The following is a 17388-nucleotide window of genomic DNA, read 5'->3' as shown; positions in this document are numbered from 1 at the left end:
ACATGCAGGTGCGGGTGGAGTTCACGACCGAGCCGTTCCACGGTGAAGACGACCAGCTGCCGGCGCACGTCACCGCCGCCGCCGACGTCCTCCGGTATGCCGGGCTGTCACCGGACCTGGGTCCGCTCGGTACCTCCGTGGTGGGCGACGCCGAGGTGGTCGTCGACGCGGTGGCCCGCGCGCTCAAGGAGGCCCTGGCCCACGGAGCGACCCGGGTGACCCTCACGCTGGGCGACGTCGGTGCGGCCGCCCTTCCTGCCTCGGCGGACATCGTGGCGACCGCGACTGACCTCACCGACGGGTTGTCGCGGCTCATTGCCGACGTGGAGCGCGAGCTCGGTGGCGCTCTCGCTGGTCTGCCGCGGGCGGAGAAGCAGCATGCCGTGCGGCTGCTCGAGGAGCGCGGGGCGTTCGAGATGCGGCGCAGCGCCGAGACGGTGGCGGAGGCACTGGGCCTGACCCGCTTCACCGTCTACAACTACCTCAACAGGATCCGCGACCAGGCGGCCGAGCCTGCCGGCTGACTCGGCATACCCGGCGCAGGCGGCACACGCCCTTCGCCGAGATCCCACCTCTGGGCCTTCCAAAGGCCCCCAAACGCCGAGAGGTGGGATCTCGGCGTCGCAGTCTCGTCAGAATTATTCAACAGACTGTTGACGCCATAGGTGAGCTCGCTCTATCGTTCCATCATTCGTAAATAGTATTCCGCATTGCGGAAGACGCGCCTATCCTGCGCCCCGCGGCACACCGGCCGATCGCCACCGTCGCACCCACACCACCCGACCTCTCCCCGGGTGAGGTCCCCTCCAGGAGCCCGCAAGGAGCACCCATGAGCTTCGTCCTCGGACCCAACCAGTACGGCAAGGCGGAGAACCGCGTCGTCCGCGTCTACCGCGACACCGCCCGCCACGAGATCCGCGACCTCAACGTCTCGACCGCCCTTCGCGGCGACTTCCGCGACGCGCACGTGACCGGTGACCAGGCCAAGATCCTGCCCACCGACACCCAGAAGAACACCTCCTTCGCCTTCGCCAAGGAGCACGGCGTCACGTCGCCCGAGGACTATGCCCTGACCCTGGGCGCCCGCTTCCTCGACGTCACGCCGGCGGCGAGCGCCAGCCGGATCGAGGTCGAGGAGTACGCGTGGGACCGCATCGAGGTAGGCGGCACCGGTCACGACCACGCCTTCGTCAAGCGCGGTGGCGAGGTCCGCACGACCGTCGTCACGCAGGACCGCAGCGGGGAGTCGCCGCAGGCCTGGGTCGTGTCCGGTGTGAAGGGCCTCGTGGTGCTCAAGTCCACCGGTTCGGAGTTCAAGGGCTACCTCAAGGACGAGTACACCACTCTCAAGGAGACCGACGACCGGATCCTGGCCACGTCGCTCGTGGCGCGCTGGCGGTATGAGGCGAGCGCCGCCACGGACGGCACCGACTGGAACAAGTCGTTCGACGACATCCGCCAGGTGATGCTTGAGACCTTCGCGACGACCTACAGCCGGGCCCTGCAGGAGAGCCTCTACGCGATGGGTTCAGCGGTCCTCGAGGCACACCCCGAGGTCGCTGAGATCAAGTTCTCGGCGCCCAACAAGCACCACTTCCTGGTCGACCTCTCCCCGTTCGGGCTCGACAACCCCGGCGAGGTCTTCGTCGCGGCAGACCGCCCGTACGGACTCATCGAGGCCAGCGTGCAGCGCGAGAACGGCTCAGACCCGGGCGATGCCTGGCTGACCGTGCCCGGCTTCTGCTGACCTGACCGGACCTGACTCGGTCTGACCCGACTCAGCCTGACCCGACCCCGGCCAGCTCTGACCTGGACCGCCAGCTCCACGGCCCCGCCCACCAGCTGGCGGCACTCGCCCGGCAACTCCGCGGCATACCTCTCACTTCCTCCGTCTTCCCTCCGGACAGACATGTCTCTGGACAGAAAGGCCTGTCATGAGCACAGCCACCGCCACACCCCAGTCCAAGCGCGCTTCGCGACACCCCGTCGACGAGGTGCTGCCCCTCCCGAAGCTCGCGATCTACGGCTTCCAGCACGTCCTGGCGTTCTACGCCGGCGCCGTCATCGTGCCGATCCTCCTGGCCAGCGCCATCGGGCTCTCCACGCCAGAGCTCATCCACCTCATCAACGCCGACCTCTTCACCTGCGGCATCGCCTCGATCATCCAGAGCATCGGCTTCTGGAAGGTGGGCGTGAAACTGCCTCTCCTGCAAGGGGTGACCTTCACCGCCGTCTCGCCGATGATCGCCATCGGCATGGCCGCGGGGGGCGGCACCGACGGCCTGCTCGTGATCTACGGGGCCGTCATCGTCGCGGGCCTGTTCACCTTCTTCATGGCGCCGTACTTCAGCCGGCTGATCCGGTTCTTCCCGCCGGTCGTCACCGGCTCGGTGATCACGATCATCGGCCTGGCCCTGCTGCCCGTCGCGGCCGCAGACGCCGCCGGTGGTGCCGGCCCGACGCTCGACCCGGCCAGTGGGCGCAACCTCGCCTACGCCCTCGGCACGCTCGCGCTGATCGTCGCGATCCAGCGGATCTTCAAGGGCTTCATGGCCACCGTCGCCGTCCTGATCGGCCTCGTCGTCGGCACGCTCGTCGCCTGGGCGCTCGGTGACGCGCACTTCGACCTCGTGGGTGGCTCGGGCTGGGTCGGGGTCACGACGCCGTTCCACTTCGGCTGGCCCAAGTTCTCGGTGGCCGCGATCATCTCGATGATCGTCGTCATGCTCATCACCGCCGTGGAGACCACCGGTGACGTGTTCGCCACCGGTGAGATCGTCGAGAAGCGGATCGGCAAGGAGGACATCGCGCGGGCCCTGCGCGCCGACGGCCTGGCCACCACCATCGGTGGCGTCTTCAACTCCTTCCCCTACACCTGCTTCGCCGAGAACGTCGGCTTGGTGCGGCTGACGCGGGTCAAGAGCCGCTACGTCGTCGCCACCGCGGGCCTGATCATGGTGATCATCGGCCTGATCCCCAAGGCCGGCGCCATCGTCGCGGGCATCCCGCACCCCGTCCTCGGCGGCGCTGCCCTGGCGATGTTCGCCACCGTCGCCGTCGTGGGCTTCCAGACCCTGTCCCGCGTCGACTTCCACGACCACCGCAACGTCGTCATCGTCGCGACGTCGGTCGGGCTGGCGATGTACGTCACCGCCCAGCCCGACGTGGCCAAGGCCGTTCCGCACTGGGCCCAGATCATCCTCGGCTCGGGCATCACGCTCGGCTCGATCACCGCCATCGTGCTCAACTTCGTCTTCCACCACGTCGGCTCCAGCCGCGGCCCGGCCGTCGCCGGTGCTCCGGGCGCCCTCGTCCGGCTGAGCGAGGTCAACGAGATGACTCGGGACGAGTTCGCCGACACCTTCGGCTCACTGTTCAAGGGGCCGCGCTGGGTGGTCGAGCGGGCCTTCGACTCGCGGCCGTTCACCGACACCATCGACCTGCGTCGGGCCTTCCAGGAGGCGCTGTTCTCCGCCACCGAGGACGAACAGCGGCTGCTCATCGACTCCTACCCGGACCTCGGCGCGGACAGCGTGGCCGAAGGGGAGGAGGGCCCGGACTCGCTCCGCGACCAGTCGGTCCTCGGCCTGACCCGGCTGGACGAGAAGGCGCATGCCGAGCTCGCCGAGCTCACCGCGCAGTACCGCGACCGGTTCGGCTTCCCTCTCGTCACCTGCGTGCGCGACCGGGACTCCTTCGACCAGGTGGTGCGCACCGGCTGGGAGCGGGTCAACAACTCGCCGGCCCAGGAACACGCCTCGGCCCTCGTGGAGATCGCCAAGATCGCGGGCTACCGGTTTGATGACCTCGTGGCCGACGCCAACCCGATCCACTCCGCCCGCACCCGCTTCGTGGAGAGCTGATGACCCTGGAGGACTTCAACGCCCTGCCGGAGCCGTCCCTCGACGAGCAGCTGGCTGCGTGCCTGCCGGTGCCCCGGTGGGTGGCCGCAGTCCGCGACGGTCGCCCGTATGCCGGGTGGCCGGGTCTCGAGGCCACCGCCAGTGCCGCCGCCGCTCACCTCACCGAGGACGAGCTGGCGACGGCGCTGGCGGGGCACCCGCGGATCGGGGAGCGGGCCAGCGGCCCGAACCACAACGCGTCGGCCAGCGCCAGAGAGCAGGCCGGGGTGGACCCGGCCGACGCCGAGGCGGCACGGGCCCTCGCCGAGGGCAACGCGGCATACGAGGAGCGGTTTGACCGGGTGTTCCTCATCCGGGCGGCCGGACGCTCCGCCCCCGAGATCCTGGCCGAGCTCACCAGGCGCCTCGACAACGACGACGACGCCGAGCGCGCCGAGACCGTGACCCAGTTGCGCGAGATCGCGCTGCTCCGACTCAGACAGGTGGTCTCCTGATGGGAACCCTCAGCACGCACGTCCTCGACACCAGCCTCGGCAGTCCCGCTGCGGGGATCACGGTGGTGCTGGAAACCGTTGCAGGGCAAGCGATCGGTGACGGGATCACCGACGGCGACGGACGGGTCGGGAGCATCGGACCCGAGCGCCTCGAGTCCGGCGACTACCGGCTGCGGTTCGCGTCCGGCGCCTACTTCGCTGGCCGTGGGGTGGACGGGTTCTACCCCGAGGTGGTCGTGGTGTTCACGATCGCGGACGCCGACCAGCACTACCACGTGCCGGTACTGCTCAACCCGTTCGGCTACTCGACCTACCGGGGGTCGTGACCATGGTCGCCGCCCAGCGGATGGTCCTGGACGGCTGCACGGTGGCGACGATGGACCCGTCGCGGACCGAGCACGCGGTGGGCCACGTCGTCATCGAGGGAGCTCGGATCGTCGCCGTCGGGCCGGGTCGGTACGTCGACGACGGGAGTGACGCGGTCGTCGTCGATGCCGCCGGTTGCCTCGCCACCCCGGGGCTGGTCAACACCCACCACCACCTCTACCAGTGGGCGACTCGCGGGCTCGCGGTCGACGCCACGCTGTTCGGCTGGCTCACCGAGCTCTACCCCGTCTGGGGCGGTATCGACGAGGACGTCGTGGGAGCGGCAGCCGCCGCAGGGCTTGGCTGGCTGGCGCGCACCGGGTGCACGACGTCGATGGACCACCACTACGTCTTCCCCACCCACGGCGGCGACGTGCTCGGTGCAGAGATCGAGGCGGCGCGGCGGATCGGGTTGCGCTTCCTCGTGACCCGGGGCTCTATGGACCTCGGCCAGAGTCAGGGTGGCCTGCCCCCGGACCATGTCGTCGAGGACATCGACGCGATCCTGGCCGCCACCGCAGCCGCGGTCGACGAGCACCACGATGCGTCGCCCGAGTCGATGCTGCGGATCGGCGTCGCTCCCTGCTCTCCCTTTTCGGTCACCGCAGACCTCCTGCGCGAGTCGGCCGCACTGGCGAGGGACCGCGGTGTGCGCCTGCACACCCACCTGGCCGAGACGGTCGACGAGGAGCACTACTGCGCGCAGCGGTTCGGCCAGACCCCGTTGGCCTACATGGAGTCGCTGGGCTGGCTCGGCGAGGACGTCTGGTTCGCGCACGGCATCCACTTCGACGACGTGGCGATCAAGGCGCTGGCTGCCACCGGGACGGGCGTAGCCCACTGTCCGTCGTCGAACGCCCGGCTGGGCGCAGGGATCGCGCGCACGCGTGACCTGCGGGACGCCGGGGTGCCGGTCGGCCTCGGGGTCGACGGTGCGGCCTCGAACGAGGCCTCCTCGCTGGTCGAGGAGGCGCGCCACGCGCTGCTCTTCGCTCGCGCCCGGGGAGGCCCCGAGGCCCTCAGCGTGAGGGACGCCCTCGAGCTCGCGACGATCGGCGGAGCCCGCGTGCTCGGCTGGGATGACCAGCTCGGCTCCCTTGAGCCCGGCAAGCTGGCGGACCTCGCCCTGTGGCGGCTCGACGGACTGGGCCACGCGGGCATCGTCGACCCGGTGGCGGCGCTCGTCCTCGGGTCGCAGCCACCGCTGGAGCTGCTCCTCGTCGGAGGGCGCCCGGTTGTCGAGCGCGACCGCCTCGTGACGGCCGACGAGAGATCGCTTGCGGCACAAGCGGTCTCGGCGGGTGAGCGGTTGCTGTCGCGCCATCACGGCGCGTCCGGATATATCTCAGCCACCCGGTGAGACGGCCGCACGGCGGGGTTGACGCCCCGCCGACCGGAGCCCTACATTCTTACTTGTCGGAAAAAAGATTCCACAATACGGAAGTCGAAGGGAGATTACCGTGACTGACCACGGACTGCGCTACGAGGTGAACTGCTCGATCCTGTTCACCGAGCTGCCGCTCCTGGAGCGACCCGCCGCAGCCAAGGCCGCCGGGTTCGACGCCGTGGAGTTCTGGTGGCCCTGGCCGGACCAGCCGGTGCCCGGTGACCGTGAGGTCGACGCCTTCGTGTCGGCCGTCGAGGACGCCGGGGTCAAGCTGGTGGGGCTCAACTTCTTCGCCGGCGACCTCGCGGGCGCGGACTGCGGCGTCCTGTCGATCCCCGACCGGGTCCAGCAGTTCCGCGACAACGTCGACGTCACGCTCGGCATCGGGGAGCGGCTAGGCGTGGGTTCCTTCAACGCCCTCTTCGGCAACCGCGTCGACGGTGCCTCCGCCCAGGAGCAGGACGAGCTCGGCCGTGAGTCGATTGCGGTGGCAGCCAAGGCTGCCGAGCGCATCGGCGCCACCGTCCTCGTCGAGTCGGTGAGCGGTCCCAAGCCCTATCCGCTGCGCACCGCCGGAGACTCCCTCGCCGTGGTCGACGACGTCCGTGCCACCGGTGCAAGGAACGTCGGCTTCCTGCTCGATCTCTACCATCTCGCGGCCAACGGCGACGACCTCGACGCCGCGATCGCTACCGCCGTCGGCCGCACCGCGCACGTGCAGATCGCGGACGCACCTGGCCGTGGCGAGCCCGGTTCGGGCGACCTCGACCTCCAGCGCCACCTCGGCGCACTCGCCGCCGGCGGGTATGCCGGGTGGGTGGGTCTGGAGTACAAGCCCACCACCGCGACCACCCCGGAAAGCTTCGGCTGGCTACCGCGCGAGCGCCGCTCCGCCTGAGCGCCTCAGACGCATCACGACACGCGAACGACCTTCAAGGAGAACGCAATGAGCACCATCGCCTTCATCGGACTCGGCATCATGGGCAGCCCCATGGCCGTCCACCTGCAGAACGCCGGCCACGACGTCGTGGGCTACAACCTCCACCCGGACAAGACCAAGCCGCTCGTCGACGCGGGCGGCTCGGCCGCCGCGTCGATCGCCGAGGCAGTCCGTGACGCCGAGGTCGTCGCGGTCATGGTCCCCGACAGCCCTGACGTGCAGGACGTGCTGCTCGGCGAGGACGGCGTCTTCGCCAACGCCAAGGAGGGGACGCTGGTCATCGACTTCTCCAGCATCCGTCCTGACGTGACCGTCCAGCTCGCGAAGGCAGCCGGGGACAAGGGATTCCGCCTCCTGGACGCCCCGGTGTCCGGCGGTGAGGCCGGTGCCAAGAACGCAGCCCTGTCGATCATGGTCGGGGGTGCCGACGCGGACTTCGCGGAGGCCAAGCCGATCCTCGACGCCGTCGGCAAGACGGTCGTCCACGTGGGCGGCAACGGAGCGGGCCAGACCGTCAAGGCGGCCAACCAGCTCATCGTGGCGGCCAACATCCAGGCCCTCGCCGAGGCGGTCGTCTTCCTCGAGGCCTACGGCGTCGACCTCGGCCCGGCCCTCGACGTCCTCGGTGGCGGACTGGCCGGCTCGAAGGTGCTGGACCAGAAGCGCACCAACATGACCACCAAGTCCTTCGAGCCCGGGTTCCGGATCGACCTGCACCACAAGGACATGGGCATCGTCACGAGTGCGGCTCGCGAGGCGGGCGTGGTCGTACCGCTCGGCGGCCTCGTCGCCCAGCTGATGGCCTCGGCCCGCGCCAACGGCGACGGCGGCCTCGACCACTCGGGTCTGCTCCGCGGCGTGGAGCGACTCTCCGGCCGGCTCTCCGGCTGAGCCGACCCCAGACCCAGTTCGCCCGGCACACCCAGCCGCCCGGCACACCCAGCCGCCCGGCATCCCGAAGACTCAAGACTCAAGACTCAAGACCAGGAGCACCACCATGGCACGCATGACAGCGGCCCAAGCGGCCGTCGAGATCCTGAAGAAGGAGGGGGTGACCAACGTCTTCGGGCTACCCGGGGCCGCGATCAACCCGTTCTACAAGGCGATGAAGACCAACGGCGGGCTGCACCACACGCTCGCCCGCCACGTCGAGGGCGCCTCGCACATGGCTGAGGGTTACACCCGCGCCAAGGCCGGCAACATCGGCGTCTGCGTCGGGACCAGCGGCCCCGCGGGCACCGACATGATCACCGGGCTCTACTCGGCCAGCGCCGACTCGATCCCGATCCTGTGCATCACTGGCCAGGCGCCGGTGGCCAAGCTGCACAAGGAGGACTTCCAGGCCGTCGACATCGCCTCGATCGCCAAGCCGCTCACCAAGATGGCCGTCACGGTCCTCGAGGCGGCCCAGGTGCCGGGCACGTTCCAGCAGGCCTTCCACCTGATGCGTTCGGGTCGCCCCGGGCCGGTCCTCATCGACCTGCCGATCGACGTCCAGATGACCGAGATCGAGTTCGACGTCGAGACCTACGCTCCGCTCTCGGTCTACAAGCCGACCGCCACGCGCCCGCAGGTCGAGAAGGCCCTCGACATGCTGGCCGCCAGCGAGCGACCCCTCATCGTCGCGGGTGGCGGCATCATCAACGCCGACGCCGCGGACCTGCTCGTCGAGTTCGCCGAGCTGACCGGGGTCCCGGTCGTCCCGACGCTGATGGGCTGGGGCACGATCCCTGACGACCACGAGCTGAACGCCGGCATGGTCGGCCTCCAGACCAGCCACCGCTACGGCAACGCCACGATGCTCGAGTCCGACTTCGTCCTGGGCATCGGAAACCGGTGGGCCAACCGCCACACCGGCGACGTCGAGACCTACACCAAGGACCGCACCTTCGTGCACGTGGACATCGAGCCCACCCAGATCGGCCGCGTCTTCGCGCCCGACTTCGGCATCGTCTCGGACGCCAAGGCCGCCCTCGAGCTGTTCGTCGAGGTGGCCCGCGCCCGTCAGGCCGAGGCCGCGCTCAAGGACCGTGCCACCTGGGCGCAGTCCTGTCGCGACCGCAAGGCCTCGATGTGGCGCAAGACCAACTTCGACGTCATGCCGGTCAAGCCGCAGCGGGTCTACCAGGAGATGAACAAGGCGTTCGGCAAGGACGTCCGCTACGTCTCGACGATCGGCCTGTCCCAGATCCAGGCGGCCCAGCTGCTGCACGTCTACAAGGACCGGCACTGGATCAACGCCGGCCAGGCGGGCCCGCTCGGCTGGACCGTCCCGGCTGCCCTGGGTGTCGCGACCGCGTCACCCGGCGAGACCGTGGTCGCGCTGTCCGGCGACTACGACTTCCAGTTCATGGTCGAGGAGCTCGCCGTCGGCGCGCAGTTCAACATCCCCTACATCCACGTCCTGGTGAACAACGCCTACCTCGGCCTGATCCGGCAGAGCCAGCGTGGCTTCGACATGGACTACTGCGTCCAGCTGTCCTTCGACAACATCAACAGCCCCGAGGTCGGCGGCTACGGTGTCGACCACGTCAAGGTCGCCGAAGGGCTGGGCTGCAAGGCGATCCGCGTCTTCGACCCCGAGGAGATCCTTCCTGCCCTGGAGAAGGCCAAGGCCATGGCAGCGGAGTACCGCGTCCCGGTCGTCGTCGAGGTCATCCTGGAGCGGGTCACCAACGTCTCCATGGGGCTGTCGATCGCCGGCGTCACCGAGTTCGAGGAGCTGGCCGAGGACGGCCAGGATGCCCCGACCGCGCTGTTCGCCAACCTGGACTAGGTGCCGTCGATGACCCGCGTCCTGCTCGCCCCCGACAAGTTCAAGGGCACGCTCACCGCCGCGCAGGTCGCGGGTCATCTCGCGGCCGGTATGCGGTCGGTGCTCCCCGACATCGAGACCGTCGTCGTGCCCGTCGCCGACGGGGGCGACGGCACCCTCGCCGCTGCCGAGGCAGCCGGGTTCGCCCGGGTGCCGCTGACCGCGACAGGCCCCACCGGTATGCCGTGGGCTTCGGGCTGGGGGCGGCGTGGCAGCGAAGCCGTGGTCGAGCTGGCCGAAGTCTCCGGACTCGCCCAGCTGCCCGACGGCCGGTTGCAGCCACTCACGGCCACCAGTCGCGGCACGGGTGAGCTCATTGCCGCAGCCCTCGACGCGGGTGTCCGACGCCTCGTCGTGGGGATCGGCGGCAGCGCGTGCACCGACGGCGGCGTCGGCCTGCTCCAGGCGCTGGGTGCCCGGGTCACGACCCAGGATGGGCAGGAGGTCGGCCCGGGAGGATCGGGACTGCGACAGGTGCACGGTCTCGACCTCACTGGCCTGCACCCAGGCCTGGCCACCGCCGAGCTCGTCGTCGCCTGCGACGTCGACAACCCGCTGACGGGGGCCCGTGGGGCCGCCGCGGTCTACGGCCCGCAGAAGGGCGCCGGGCCCAGCGACGTCGAGGTGCTGGACACCGCCCTGACCCGCTGGGCGGACCTCGTCGCCCTGTCCACCGGAGTGGACCTGCGCAACACCCCCGGTGCCGGTGCCGCCGGTGGAGTGGGCTTCGCCCTCATCGCCGTCCTCGGCGCGTCGACCCGCCCCGGCGCCGAGCTCGTCTTCGAGCTGACCGGGCTCGCCGACGCCGTGTCCACCGCTGACCTCGTCGTGACCGGCGAGGGTTCCCTGGACGCCCAGACACTGAACGGCAAGGCGCCCGCCGCAGTCGCGGCCCTCGCTCGCGACAAGGGTGTACCCGCTGTCGCCGTCGCCGGTCAGGTGCTCCTCTCGCAGGGTGAGCTAACCGCGGCCGGACTCGACGCGGCATACGCCCTGGTCGACGAGGCGACGACCCGGCAGGAGGCCCTGGACGCACCTGGCCCACTCCTCGAGCGCATCGGTGCGCGCATCGCGCGCGAGCACCTCGGTGGTGCCCGATGAGGATCGCCCGCGTCGGCGCCCCTGGGTCAGAGCGACCGGTCGTCGTCAGTGCCGACGGCACCCTCCTTGACCTGTGCGGGCTGACGCCAGACATCGACGGTGCCTTCCTCGGAAGGCTGGCCACGGTCGAGACCGCTGCCCTGCAACGCCTTCCGGGAGCCGAGGAACTCCGCTTCGGGGCCCCGTTCACGCGGCCCGGCAAGGTGGTCGGCATCGGGCTCAACTACCGCGACCACGCCGCCGAGGCGCGGGTGCCGCTGCCCACCGAGCCGGTCGTGTTCCTCAAGGCGCCGACCTCCGTCAGCGGGCCCACTGACGACATCAGGACGCTGCCGCAGTCGGTCACGACCGACTACGAGGTCGAGCTGGGGGTGGTCCTCGGCGCGACGCTGCGCGACGAGCGCGACCCGGGCCGGGCGATGGCTGCCGTCGCTGGCTACGTCCTCGCCCACGACGTCTCCGACCGCGCCCTGCAGCTCGAGCGCGGTGGGACCTGGACCAAGGGCAAGTCGGCCGACACCTTCTGCCCTGTCGGACCGTGGCTGGTCACCCCCGACGAGCTCGGCGACCCCGCCGACGTCCGGCTGCGGCTGGCCGTCAACGGCGCCACCCGGCAGGACGGGTCGACCGGCGACATGCTGTTCACCATCGCCGAGCTGCTCTGCTACGTCAGCGGTCTCATGACCCTCGAGCCCGGTGACCTCATCGTCACCGGCACCCCTGCGGGCGTGGCGATGGGCCAGCCCGAACCACGCCCCTACCTTCGTCACGGCGACGTCGTCGAGCTCGACGGGGGAGTGCTGGGCCGCCACCGCAACCTGGTCGTCGACCCGGCGCGTTCCGCTGCACCGGCAGCGGCGAGCTGAGCCAGGGATTACCGTCATGACAGGTTCGACAGAGAAGTTCCGGGAAGAGGGCGGCGTGGCTGCAGAGCTGATCGTGCGCGCGAGACGCGCCGTGGTCGGTGGTGCCGAGGTCGGCGTCACGGTCTCGGTGGCCCAGGGACGCATCCTGGCCGTCGACGCGTTCGACGCCGAGGTGGACACGACCCGAGTCCGCGTGGTCGAGCTGGCCGACGACGAGGTGCTGCTGCCCGGACTGGTCGACGCCCACGTCCACGTCAACGAGCCGGGCCGAACCGAGTGGGAGGGCTTCGCGAGCGCCACCAAGGCTGCTGCAGCGGGCGGGGTCACGACCATCATCGACATGCCGCTCAACTCCATCCCGCCGACGGTCTCCGTTGCGGCACTGGAGGAGAAGCAGGCCGTCGCCCGCGACCAGGCCTACGTCGACGTGGGCTTCTGGGGCGGCGCGGTGCCCGGCAACCTGCCTGACCTGCGACCGCTGCACAAGGCAGGAGTGTTCGGGTTCAAGTGCTTCCTGCTGCACTCCGGTGTCGACGAGTTCCCCCACCTGTCGGCCGCCGAGCTGCGCGAGGCACTCGCCGAGACCGCCACCTTCGACGCGCTGGTGATCGTCCACGCGGAGGACGGCGACACCATTGACTCGTCGCCCCAGCCGCACGGTCAGGGTTATGCCGGGTTCCTGGGTTCACGTCCCAAGGAGGCGGAAGAGCGGGCCATCGCCCTCGTCGTCGAGGCGACCCGCGAGACCGGCGGCCGGGCACACATCCTGCACCTGTCCGACGCCGATGCCCTCCCGCTCATCGCCGACGCGCAGGCCGAGGGACTGCGGATCTCGGTCGAGACCTGCCCGCACTACCTCACCCTCGACGCCGAGGACATCCCCGACGGCGCGACCCAGTTCAAGTGCTGCCCGCCGATCCGCGAGCACGCCAACCGTGACCGACTCTGGGCCGGCCTCGACTCCGGCGTCATCGCCACGATCGTCTCGGACCACTCACCCTGCACGGCGGACCTCAAGCGGTTCGACTCCGGTGACTTCGGCGAGGCCTGGGGCGGGATCGCCGGCCTCCAGCTGGGCCTCCCCGCCATCTGGACCGAGGCCCGTGAGCGCGGCCACTCCCTCGTGGACGTGGTGCGCTGGATGGGGGAGGGCCCGGCCGACCAGGTCGGCCTGACGGACCGGGGCCGCATCGCCGTCGGCTCCCCGGCCGACCTTGTGGTCTTCGCCCCCGACGAGTCGTTCACCGTGGACGTCGCGTCGCTGCAGCACAAGAACCCCGTGTCGGCGTATGCCGGCCGCACGCTCACCGGGGCGGTGCGCCAGACCTGGCTGCACGGCATACCGGTCGACATCGAAGCAGCCCCGCGCGGGCGGCTCCTGAGGAGAGGACAGTCATGACGACGCCCCGCTATTACGCCCCCGCCGGAGGGTTGCCGCCGCAGACCCAGCTCACCACCGACCGGGCGGTGTTCACCGAGGCGTATGCCGTGCTGCCGCGGGGGACGATGACCGACATCGTCACGAGCCTCCTGCCGTTCTGGGACAAGACGCGGCTGTGGGTGATCGCCCGGCCGCTGTCCGGGTTCGCCGAGACGTTCTCGCAGTACATCGTCGAGGTGTCGCCCGGTGGTGGCTCCGACCAGCCCGAGCTCGACCCCGGCGCCGAGGGCGTTCTCTTCGTCGTGGCCGGCGGCCTCACCCTCACCCTCGGTGAGGCGACGCACGAGCTGGCCGAGGGTGGCTACGCCTTCATCCCGCCGGGCCAGGAGTGGACGCTGCACAACCGCGGTGACGCCCTCGCGACGTTCCACTGGATCCGCAAGGCCTACCAGGTGGTCGATGGCATCGACGTGCCGGAAGCCTTTGTCACCAACGAGTCCGACGTGGTCGGGGGCGAGATGCCGGGCACCGAAGGGGTGTGGACCACGCAGCGGTTCGCCGACCCCACCGACGTGCGCCACGACATGCACGTCAACATCGTGAACTTCGAGCCGGGCGGGGCGATCCCGTTCCCGGAGACCCATGTCATGGAGCACGGGCTCTACGTCCTCGAGGGCAAGGCCGTCTACCTGCTGAACAACGACTGGGTCGAGGTGCAGGAGGGCGACTTCATGTGGCTCCGGGCGTTCTGCCCGCAGGCCTGCTACGCCGGTGGCCCGGGTCGGTTCCGTTACCTGCTCTACAAGGACGTCAACCGGCACGCAGTCCTCAGCCGCCAGTTCGCGTAGGCGGGCATGATGGTCCGGTGACACCCGGTCGAAGGAGTCGCGGATGACCCAGCCCAGGCGGCAGTCGGGCATCGTCAGCCTGCTCACCCGCGAGGACGCCTACGTGTCCGGGCCGCAGGTGCTGTCGGAGCTGCGTCGGGTCATCGCCTCGGGCCGGGTGCCCCCGGGTAGCCCGATCCCGCTCGACGACGTCGCCGCGTTCTTCGGCGTCAGTCTGATCCCTGTCCGCGAGGCCCTCAAGACGCTGCTGGGCGAAGGGCTTCTGGAGCACCAGCCGCGGCTCGGCTACACGGTCACCGCGCTGTCCCAGGCCGAGCTCGACGAGCTCTACGTCGTGCGCGGCGCCCTGGAGGCAGCTGCCCTGGAGGCGGCGGTGCGCCAGTCGACCCAGGCCGACCACGACCGTGCCAGGGCCATCCACGACGCCCTCGGGCGGGCCGTGGCTGCCGACGACGCAGACGGGTTCCAGCGCGCCAGCCGCGAGTTCCACGAGGCGCTGCTCTCGCCGTGCCGGATGCCCCGGCTGCTGCACATGTTGGACATCGCGTGGAACCTCACCGAGCCGGTGCAGACGATGATGCGCACCACCGAGGAGGATCGCGCCGGGATGCGCGAGGACCACCAGCTGATGCTCGACGCCTTCGTCGCCCGCGACGCGGAAGCGCTCAAGTCCGCGGCGGACGCACACCACGAGCGGCTGACCGCCTGCATCGCCCGGATCAGCGTCGGCTGAGGAGCTGAAGGCCGTGCTGGATATACCCGGATATACGGTTCAAAGCCTTATGCCGCAACGGTTCCGCTCCTAGCGTTCTCCCAAGACATCCGCAATGGCGCGGTGGACAAAGGAGTCCGGATGAGCACCACAGAAAAGCCCTTCGAGACGGAGGCGGCCGCGGCCGCTGCCGGCTTCACGACCCACCACGGGGAGCACGACCACGGCGCCGGCGCGGGCCTGATCAAGAAGTCGTACGACCCCCGTCTGACCAACGAGGACCTCGCCCCGCTCAAGGAGCAGACCTGGTCCTGGTACAACATCTTCGCGTTCTGGATGTCGGACGTGCACAGCGTAGGCGGCTACATCACCGCCGGCAGCCTGTTCGCCCTCGGCCTGACCAGCTGGCAGGTGTTCATCTGCCTGATCGTCGGCATCTCGATCGTGCTCTTCTTCTGCAACCTCGTGGCCAAGCCGAGCCAGCGCACCGGTGTCCCCTACCCGGTCATCTGCCGCTCGGTCTTCGGCGTGCTCGGGGCCAACATCCCGGCCATCATCCGCGGCCTGATCGCGGTGGCCTGGTACGGGATCCAGACCTACCTCGCGTCAGCCTCGCTGGACATCCTGCTCGTGCGGATGTGGCCGGGACTCGAGCCCTACGCCGACCTGAACCAGCACGGCTTCCTCGGCCTCTCGACGCTGGGCTACTTCACCTTCGCCATCCTCTGGGTCGCCCAGGCTGCCGTCTTCTGGACCGGCATGAACACGATCCGCAAGTTCATCGACTTCGCCGGCCCGGCCGTCTACGTCGTGATGATTGCGCTGTGCGTCTACCTGCTGACGAAGGCGCACTGGAGCATCAACCTCAACCTGTCCGACCACGAGCTCTCCGGCACCAAGGTCTTCACGACGATGCTTGCTGCGACGGCTCTGGTCGTGTCGTACTTCTCCGGGCCGATGCTCAACTTCGGTGACTTCTCTCGCTACGGCCAGACCTTCAAGGCCGTCCGCAAGGGCAACTTCTGGGGCCTGCCGGTCAACTTCGTCTTCTTCTCGCTGATGACCGTCCTCACCGCCGCGGCCACCCTGCCGGTCTACGGCAAGCTCATCACCGACCCGGTCGAGACCGTCGGCCACATCGACAACACCTTCGCCCTCGTCCTCGCGGCTCTCACCTTCACGACCGCGACGATCGGCATCAACATCGTGGCGAACTTCGTCTCGCCGGCGTTCGACTTCTCGAACGTCAACCCGCAGAAGATCAGCTGGCGGATGGGCGGGATGATCGCCGCGGTCGGATCGGTCCTGCTGACCCCGTGGAACCTCTACAAGAGTCCCGAGACGATCCACTACACGCTGGACACCCTGGGTGCCTTCATCGGGCCGCTGTTCGGAGTCCTCATCGCGCACTACTACGTGGTGCACAAGCAGCGGGTCTGCATCGACGACCTGTTCACCCTCGACAAGGCGGGTGCCTACCACTACAAGCGCGGCTACAACCCGCCCGCCATCTGGGCCACCGCCATCGCGGCTGCCTGCGCCTTGGCCGCGGTCTTCGTTCCCGGCGTGAACCGGTTCGACGACTACTCCTGGTTCATTGGGTGCGGCATCGGGTTCGCGGCCTACGCCCTGCTGGCCCCGCGGATGGGAGTCAGCGACAGCCCGCTCGACGCGAAGACGTGCATCAAGTGACCGTGCACCTGACCGTCATCAACCCGAACACGACGGCGTCGATGACCGCCCTGATCGAGGCGGAGGCCCGCCGGGTCGCCGGACCCGACACGGTCATCACCGCGCGCACTCCGTCGATGGGACCGGCGTCGATCGAGAGCCACTACGACGAGGCCCTCGCCGTTCCCGGCTTGCTCCAGGTGATCCGCGAGGACCAGCAGGCGGACGCGTTCGTCCTGGCCTGCTTCGGGGACCCTGGCCTGGACGCCGCTCGGGAGGCGGCGTCCAGGCCGGTGATCGGGATCGCCGAGGCCGCGATGAAGACGGCTTCGCTCCTCGGGCGCAGCTTCTCGGTCGTCACCACGATGAGCCGCACCGTGGGCCGGGCCTGGGACCTCACCCGCACCTATGGCTTGGAACGCCAGTGCGTCGGCGTTCACGCCTGCGACATCCCCGTCCTCGAGCTCGAGGCCGACCAGGACCGCACGTATGCCGTGATCCTCGCCTTCGCGAAGAACGCCCTCGCCGCCGATGGCTCGGATGCCATCGTCCTCGGGTGCGCGGGGATGGCAGGCCTGCCCGAGCTGCTCACCGAACAGCTCGGCGTGCCGGTCGTCGACGGTGTCGCCGCCGGCACTTTGTTGGCCGAGAGCCTGGTCCGGCTGGGGCTGCGGCCGTCCACCCACGGCGAGCTCGCCCCGCCGCCGCCGAAGGCCTACACGGGAGTGCTGCAAGGCTTCGGCCGCTGACGATCGCGACGGTTGACCGGGGCTGCTGCCGCCGCCCCTGCCGCCCCTGTTGGAAGTGGAACTTCCGGATATCCGGAAGTTCCACTTCCAACAGAAGCGGGCGGGAGGGTCTCAGGCGGGAGAGGGTGGCAGGTGTCCAGTGGTCGACATTCCTCGCCGAAACCCTTGATTCAACAGTTTGTTGAGAGTTATCGT

Annotated in this window: 15 protein-coding genes and 1 pseudogene; all 16 read left to right on the top strand. The window is 69.7% G+C overall.

Going from position 1 to position 17388, the window contains the following annotated elements; genetic code table 11:
• Positions 1-2: 2 nt before the first annotated feature.
• Positions 3-524 carry a helix-turn-helix domain-containing protein gene (locus tag EAH86_RS15600; protein WP_140742375.1) on the top strand — a complete coding sequence of 174 codons (522 nt, stop codon included), beginning with the start codon at positions 3-5 and terminating at the stop codon, positions 522-524.
• A gap of 305 nt (positions 525-829) precedes the next feature.
• Positions 830-1747 carry a factor-independent urate hydroxylase gene (gene pucL / locus EAH86_RS15595; RefSeq protein WP_140742373.1) on the top strand — a complete coding sequence of 306 codons (918 nt, stop codon included), beginning with the start codon at positions 830-832 and terminating at the stop codon, positions 1745-1747.
• 187 nt (positions 1748-1934) lie between these two features.
• Entirely contained in the window at positions 1935-3863 is a 1929-nt protein-coding gene (gene uraD, locus EAH86_RS15590) for a 2-oxo-4-hydroxy-4-carboxy-5-ureidoimidazoline decarboxylase (protein WP_140742371.1), read from the top strand.
• Positions 3863-4357 carry a 2-oxo-4-hydroxy-4-carboxy-5-ureidoimidazoline decarboxylase gene (uraD, locus tag EAH86_RS15585; RefSeq protein ID WP_140742369.1) on the top strand — a complete coding sequence of 165 codons (495 nt, stop codon included), beginning with the start codon at positions 3863-3865 and terminating at the stop codon, positions 4355-4357. The genes uraD (EAH86_RS15590) and uraD (EAH86_RS15585) overlap by 1 nt, the downstream gene beginning before the upstream one ends.
• Positions 4357-4683, top strand: coding sequence for a hydroxyisourate hydrolase (gene uraH / locus EAH86_RS15580; protein ID WP_140742367.1), 327 nt, complete (start codon positions 4357-4359; stop codon positions 4681-4683). The genes uraD (EAH86_RS15585) and uraH overlap by 1 nt, the downstream gene beginning before the upstream one ends.
• A 2-nt stretch (positions 4684-4685) precedes the next feature.
• Positions 4686-6083 (top strand): 8-oxoguanine deaminase, encoded by a 1398-nt coding sequence (locus EAH86_RS15575; protein ID WP_206665862.1) that lies wholly within the window; start codon positions 4686-4688, stop codon positions 6081-6083.
• A 115-nt stretch (positions 6084-6198) separates the two neighbouring features.
• Entirely contained in the window at positions 6199-7008 is an 810-nt protein-coding gene (locus EAH86_RS15570; RefSeq protein ID WP_206665861.1) for a hydroxypyruvate isomerase family protein, read from the top strand.
• A gap of 33 nt (positions 7009-7041) precedes the next feature.
• Positions 7042-7941 (top strand): annotated as a pseudogene (locus EAH86_RS15565) (2-hydroxy-3-oxopropionate reductase); the annotation flags it as partial.
• A gap of 106 nt (positions 7942-8047) precedes the next feature.
• Positions 8048-9826 carry a glyoxylate carboligase gene (gene gcl / locus EAH86_RS15560; RefSeq protein WP_140742361.1) on the top strand — a complete coding sequence of 593 codons (1779 nt, stop codon included), beginning with the start codon at positions 8048-8050 and terminating at the stop codon, positions 9824-9826.
• Positions 9827-9835: 9 nt separating this feature from the next.
• A complete protein-coding gene (locus EAH86_RS15555; protein ID WP_140742359.1) occupies positions 9836-10966 on the top strand; it encodes a glycerate kinase in 1131 nt (376 codons plus the stop codon).
• Positions 10963-11832 (top strand): fumarylacetoacetate hydrolase family protein, encoded by an 870-nt coding sequence (locus tag EAH86_RS15550; RefSeq protein ID WP_140742357.1) that lies wholly within the window; start codon positions 10963-10965, stop codon positions 11830-11832. The genes EAH86_RS15555 and EAH86_RS15550 overlap by 4 nt, the downstream gene beginning before the upstream one ends.
• Before the next feature lie 16 nt (positions 11833-11848).
• Positions 11849-13231 (top strand): allantoinase AllB, encoded by a 1383-nt coding sequence (gene allB, locus EAH86_RS15545; RefSeq protein WP_140742355.1) that lies wholly within the window; start codon positions 11849-11851, stop codon positions 13229-13231.
• Positions 13228-14061 (top strand): bifunctional allantoicase/(S)-ureidoglycine aminohydrolase, encoded by an 834-nt coding sequence (locus EAH86_RS15540; protein ID WP_140742353.1) that lies wholly within the window; start codon positions 13228-13230, stop codon positions 14059-14061. The genes allB and EAH86_RS15540 overlap by 4 nt, the downstream gene beginning before the upstream one ends.
• A gap of 43 nt (positions 14062-14104) precedes the next feature.
• On the top strand, positions 14105-14794 hold the full coding sequence (locus EAH86_RS15535; protein WP_140742351.1) for a GntR family transcriptional regulator: 690 nt from the start codon (positions 14105-14107) through the stop codon (positions 14792-14794).
• A 120-nt stretch (positions 14795-14914) separates the two neighbouring features.
• Positions 14915-16465 carry an NCS1 family nucleobase:cation symporter-1 gene (locus EAH86_RS15530; protein ID WP_140742349.1) on the top strand — a complete coding sequence of 517 codons (1551 nt, stop codon included), beginning with the start codon at positions 14915-14917 and terminating at the stop codon, positions 16463-16465.
• Positions 16462-17193, top strand: a complete 732-nt coding sequence (locus EAH86_RS15525) for an aspartate/glutamate racemase family protein (RefSeq protein WP_241668399.1) — start codon at positions 16462-16464, stop codon at positions 17191-17193. Before EAH86_RS15530 ends, EAH86_RS15525 begins: the two co-directional genes overlap by 4 nt.
• Positions 17194-17388 lie beyond the last annotated feature (195 nt).

Origin of the sequence: Pedococcus bigeumensis (assembly GCF_006438965.1) — a bacterium.
GTDB classification, from domain to species: Bacteria; Actinomycetota; Actinomycetes; order Actinomycetales; family Dermatophilaceae; genus Pedococcus; species Pedococcus bigeumensis_A.
This window is presented reverse-complemented; position numbering and strand designations above follow the sequence as displayed.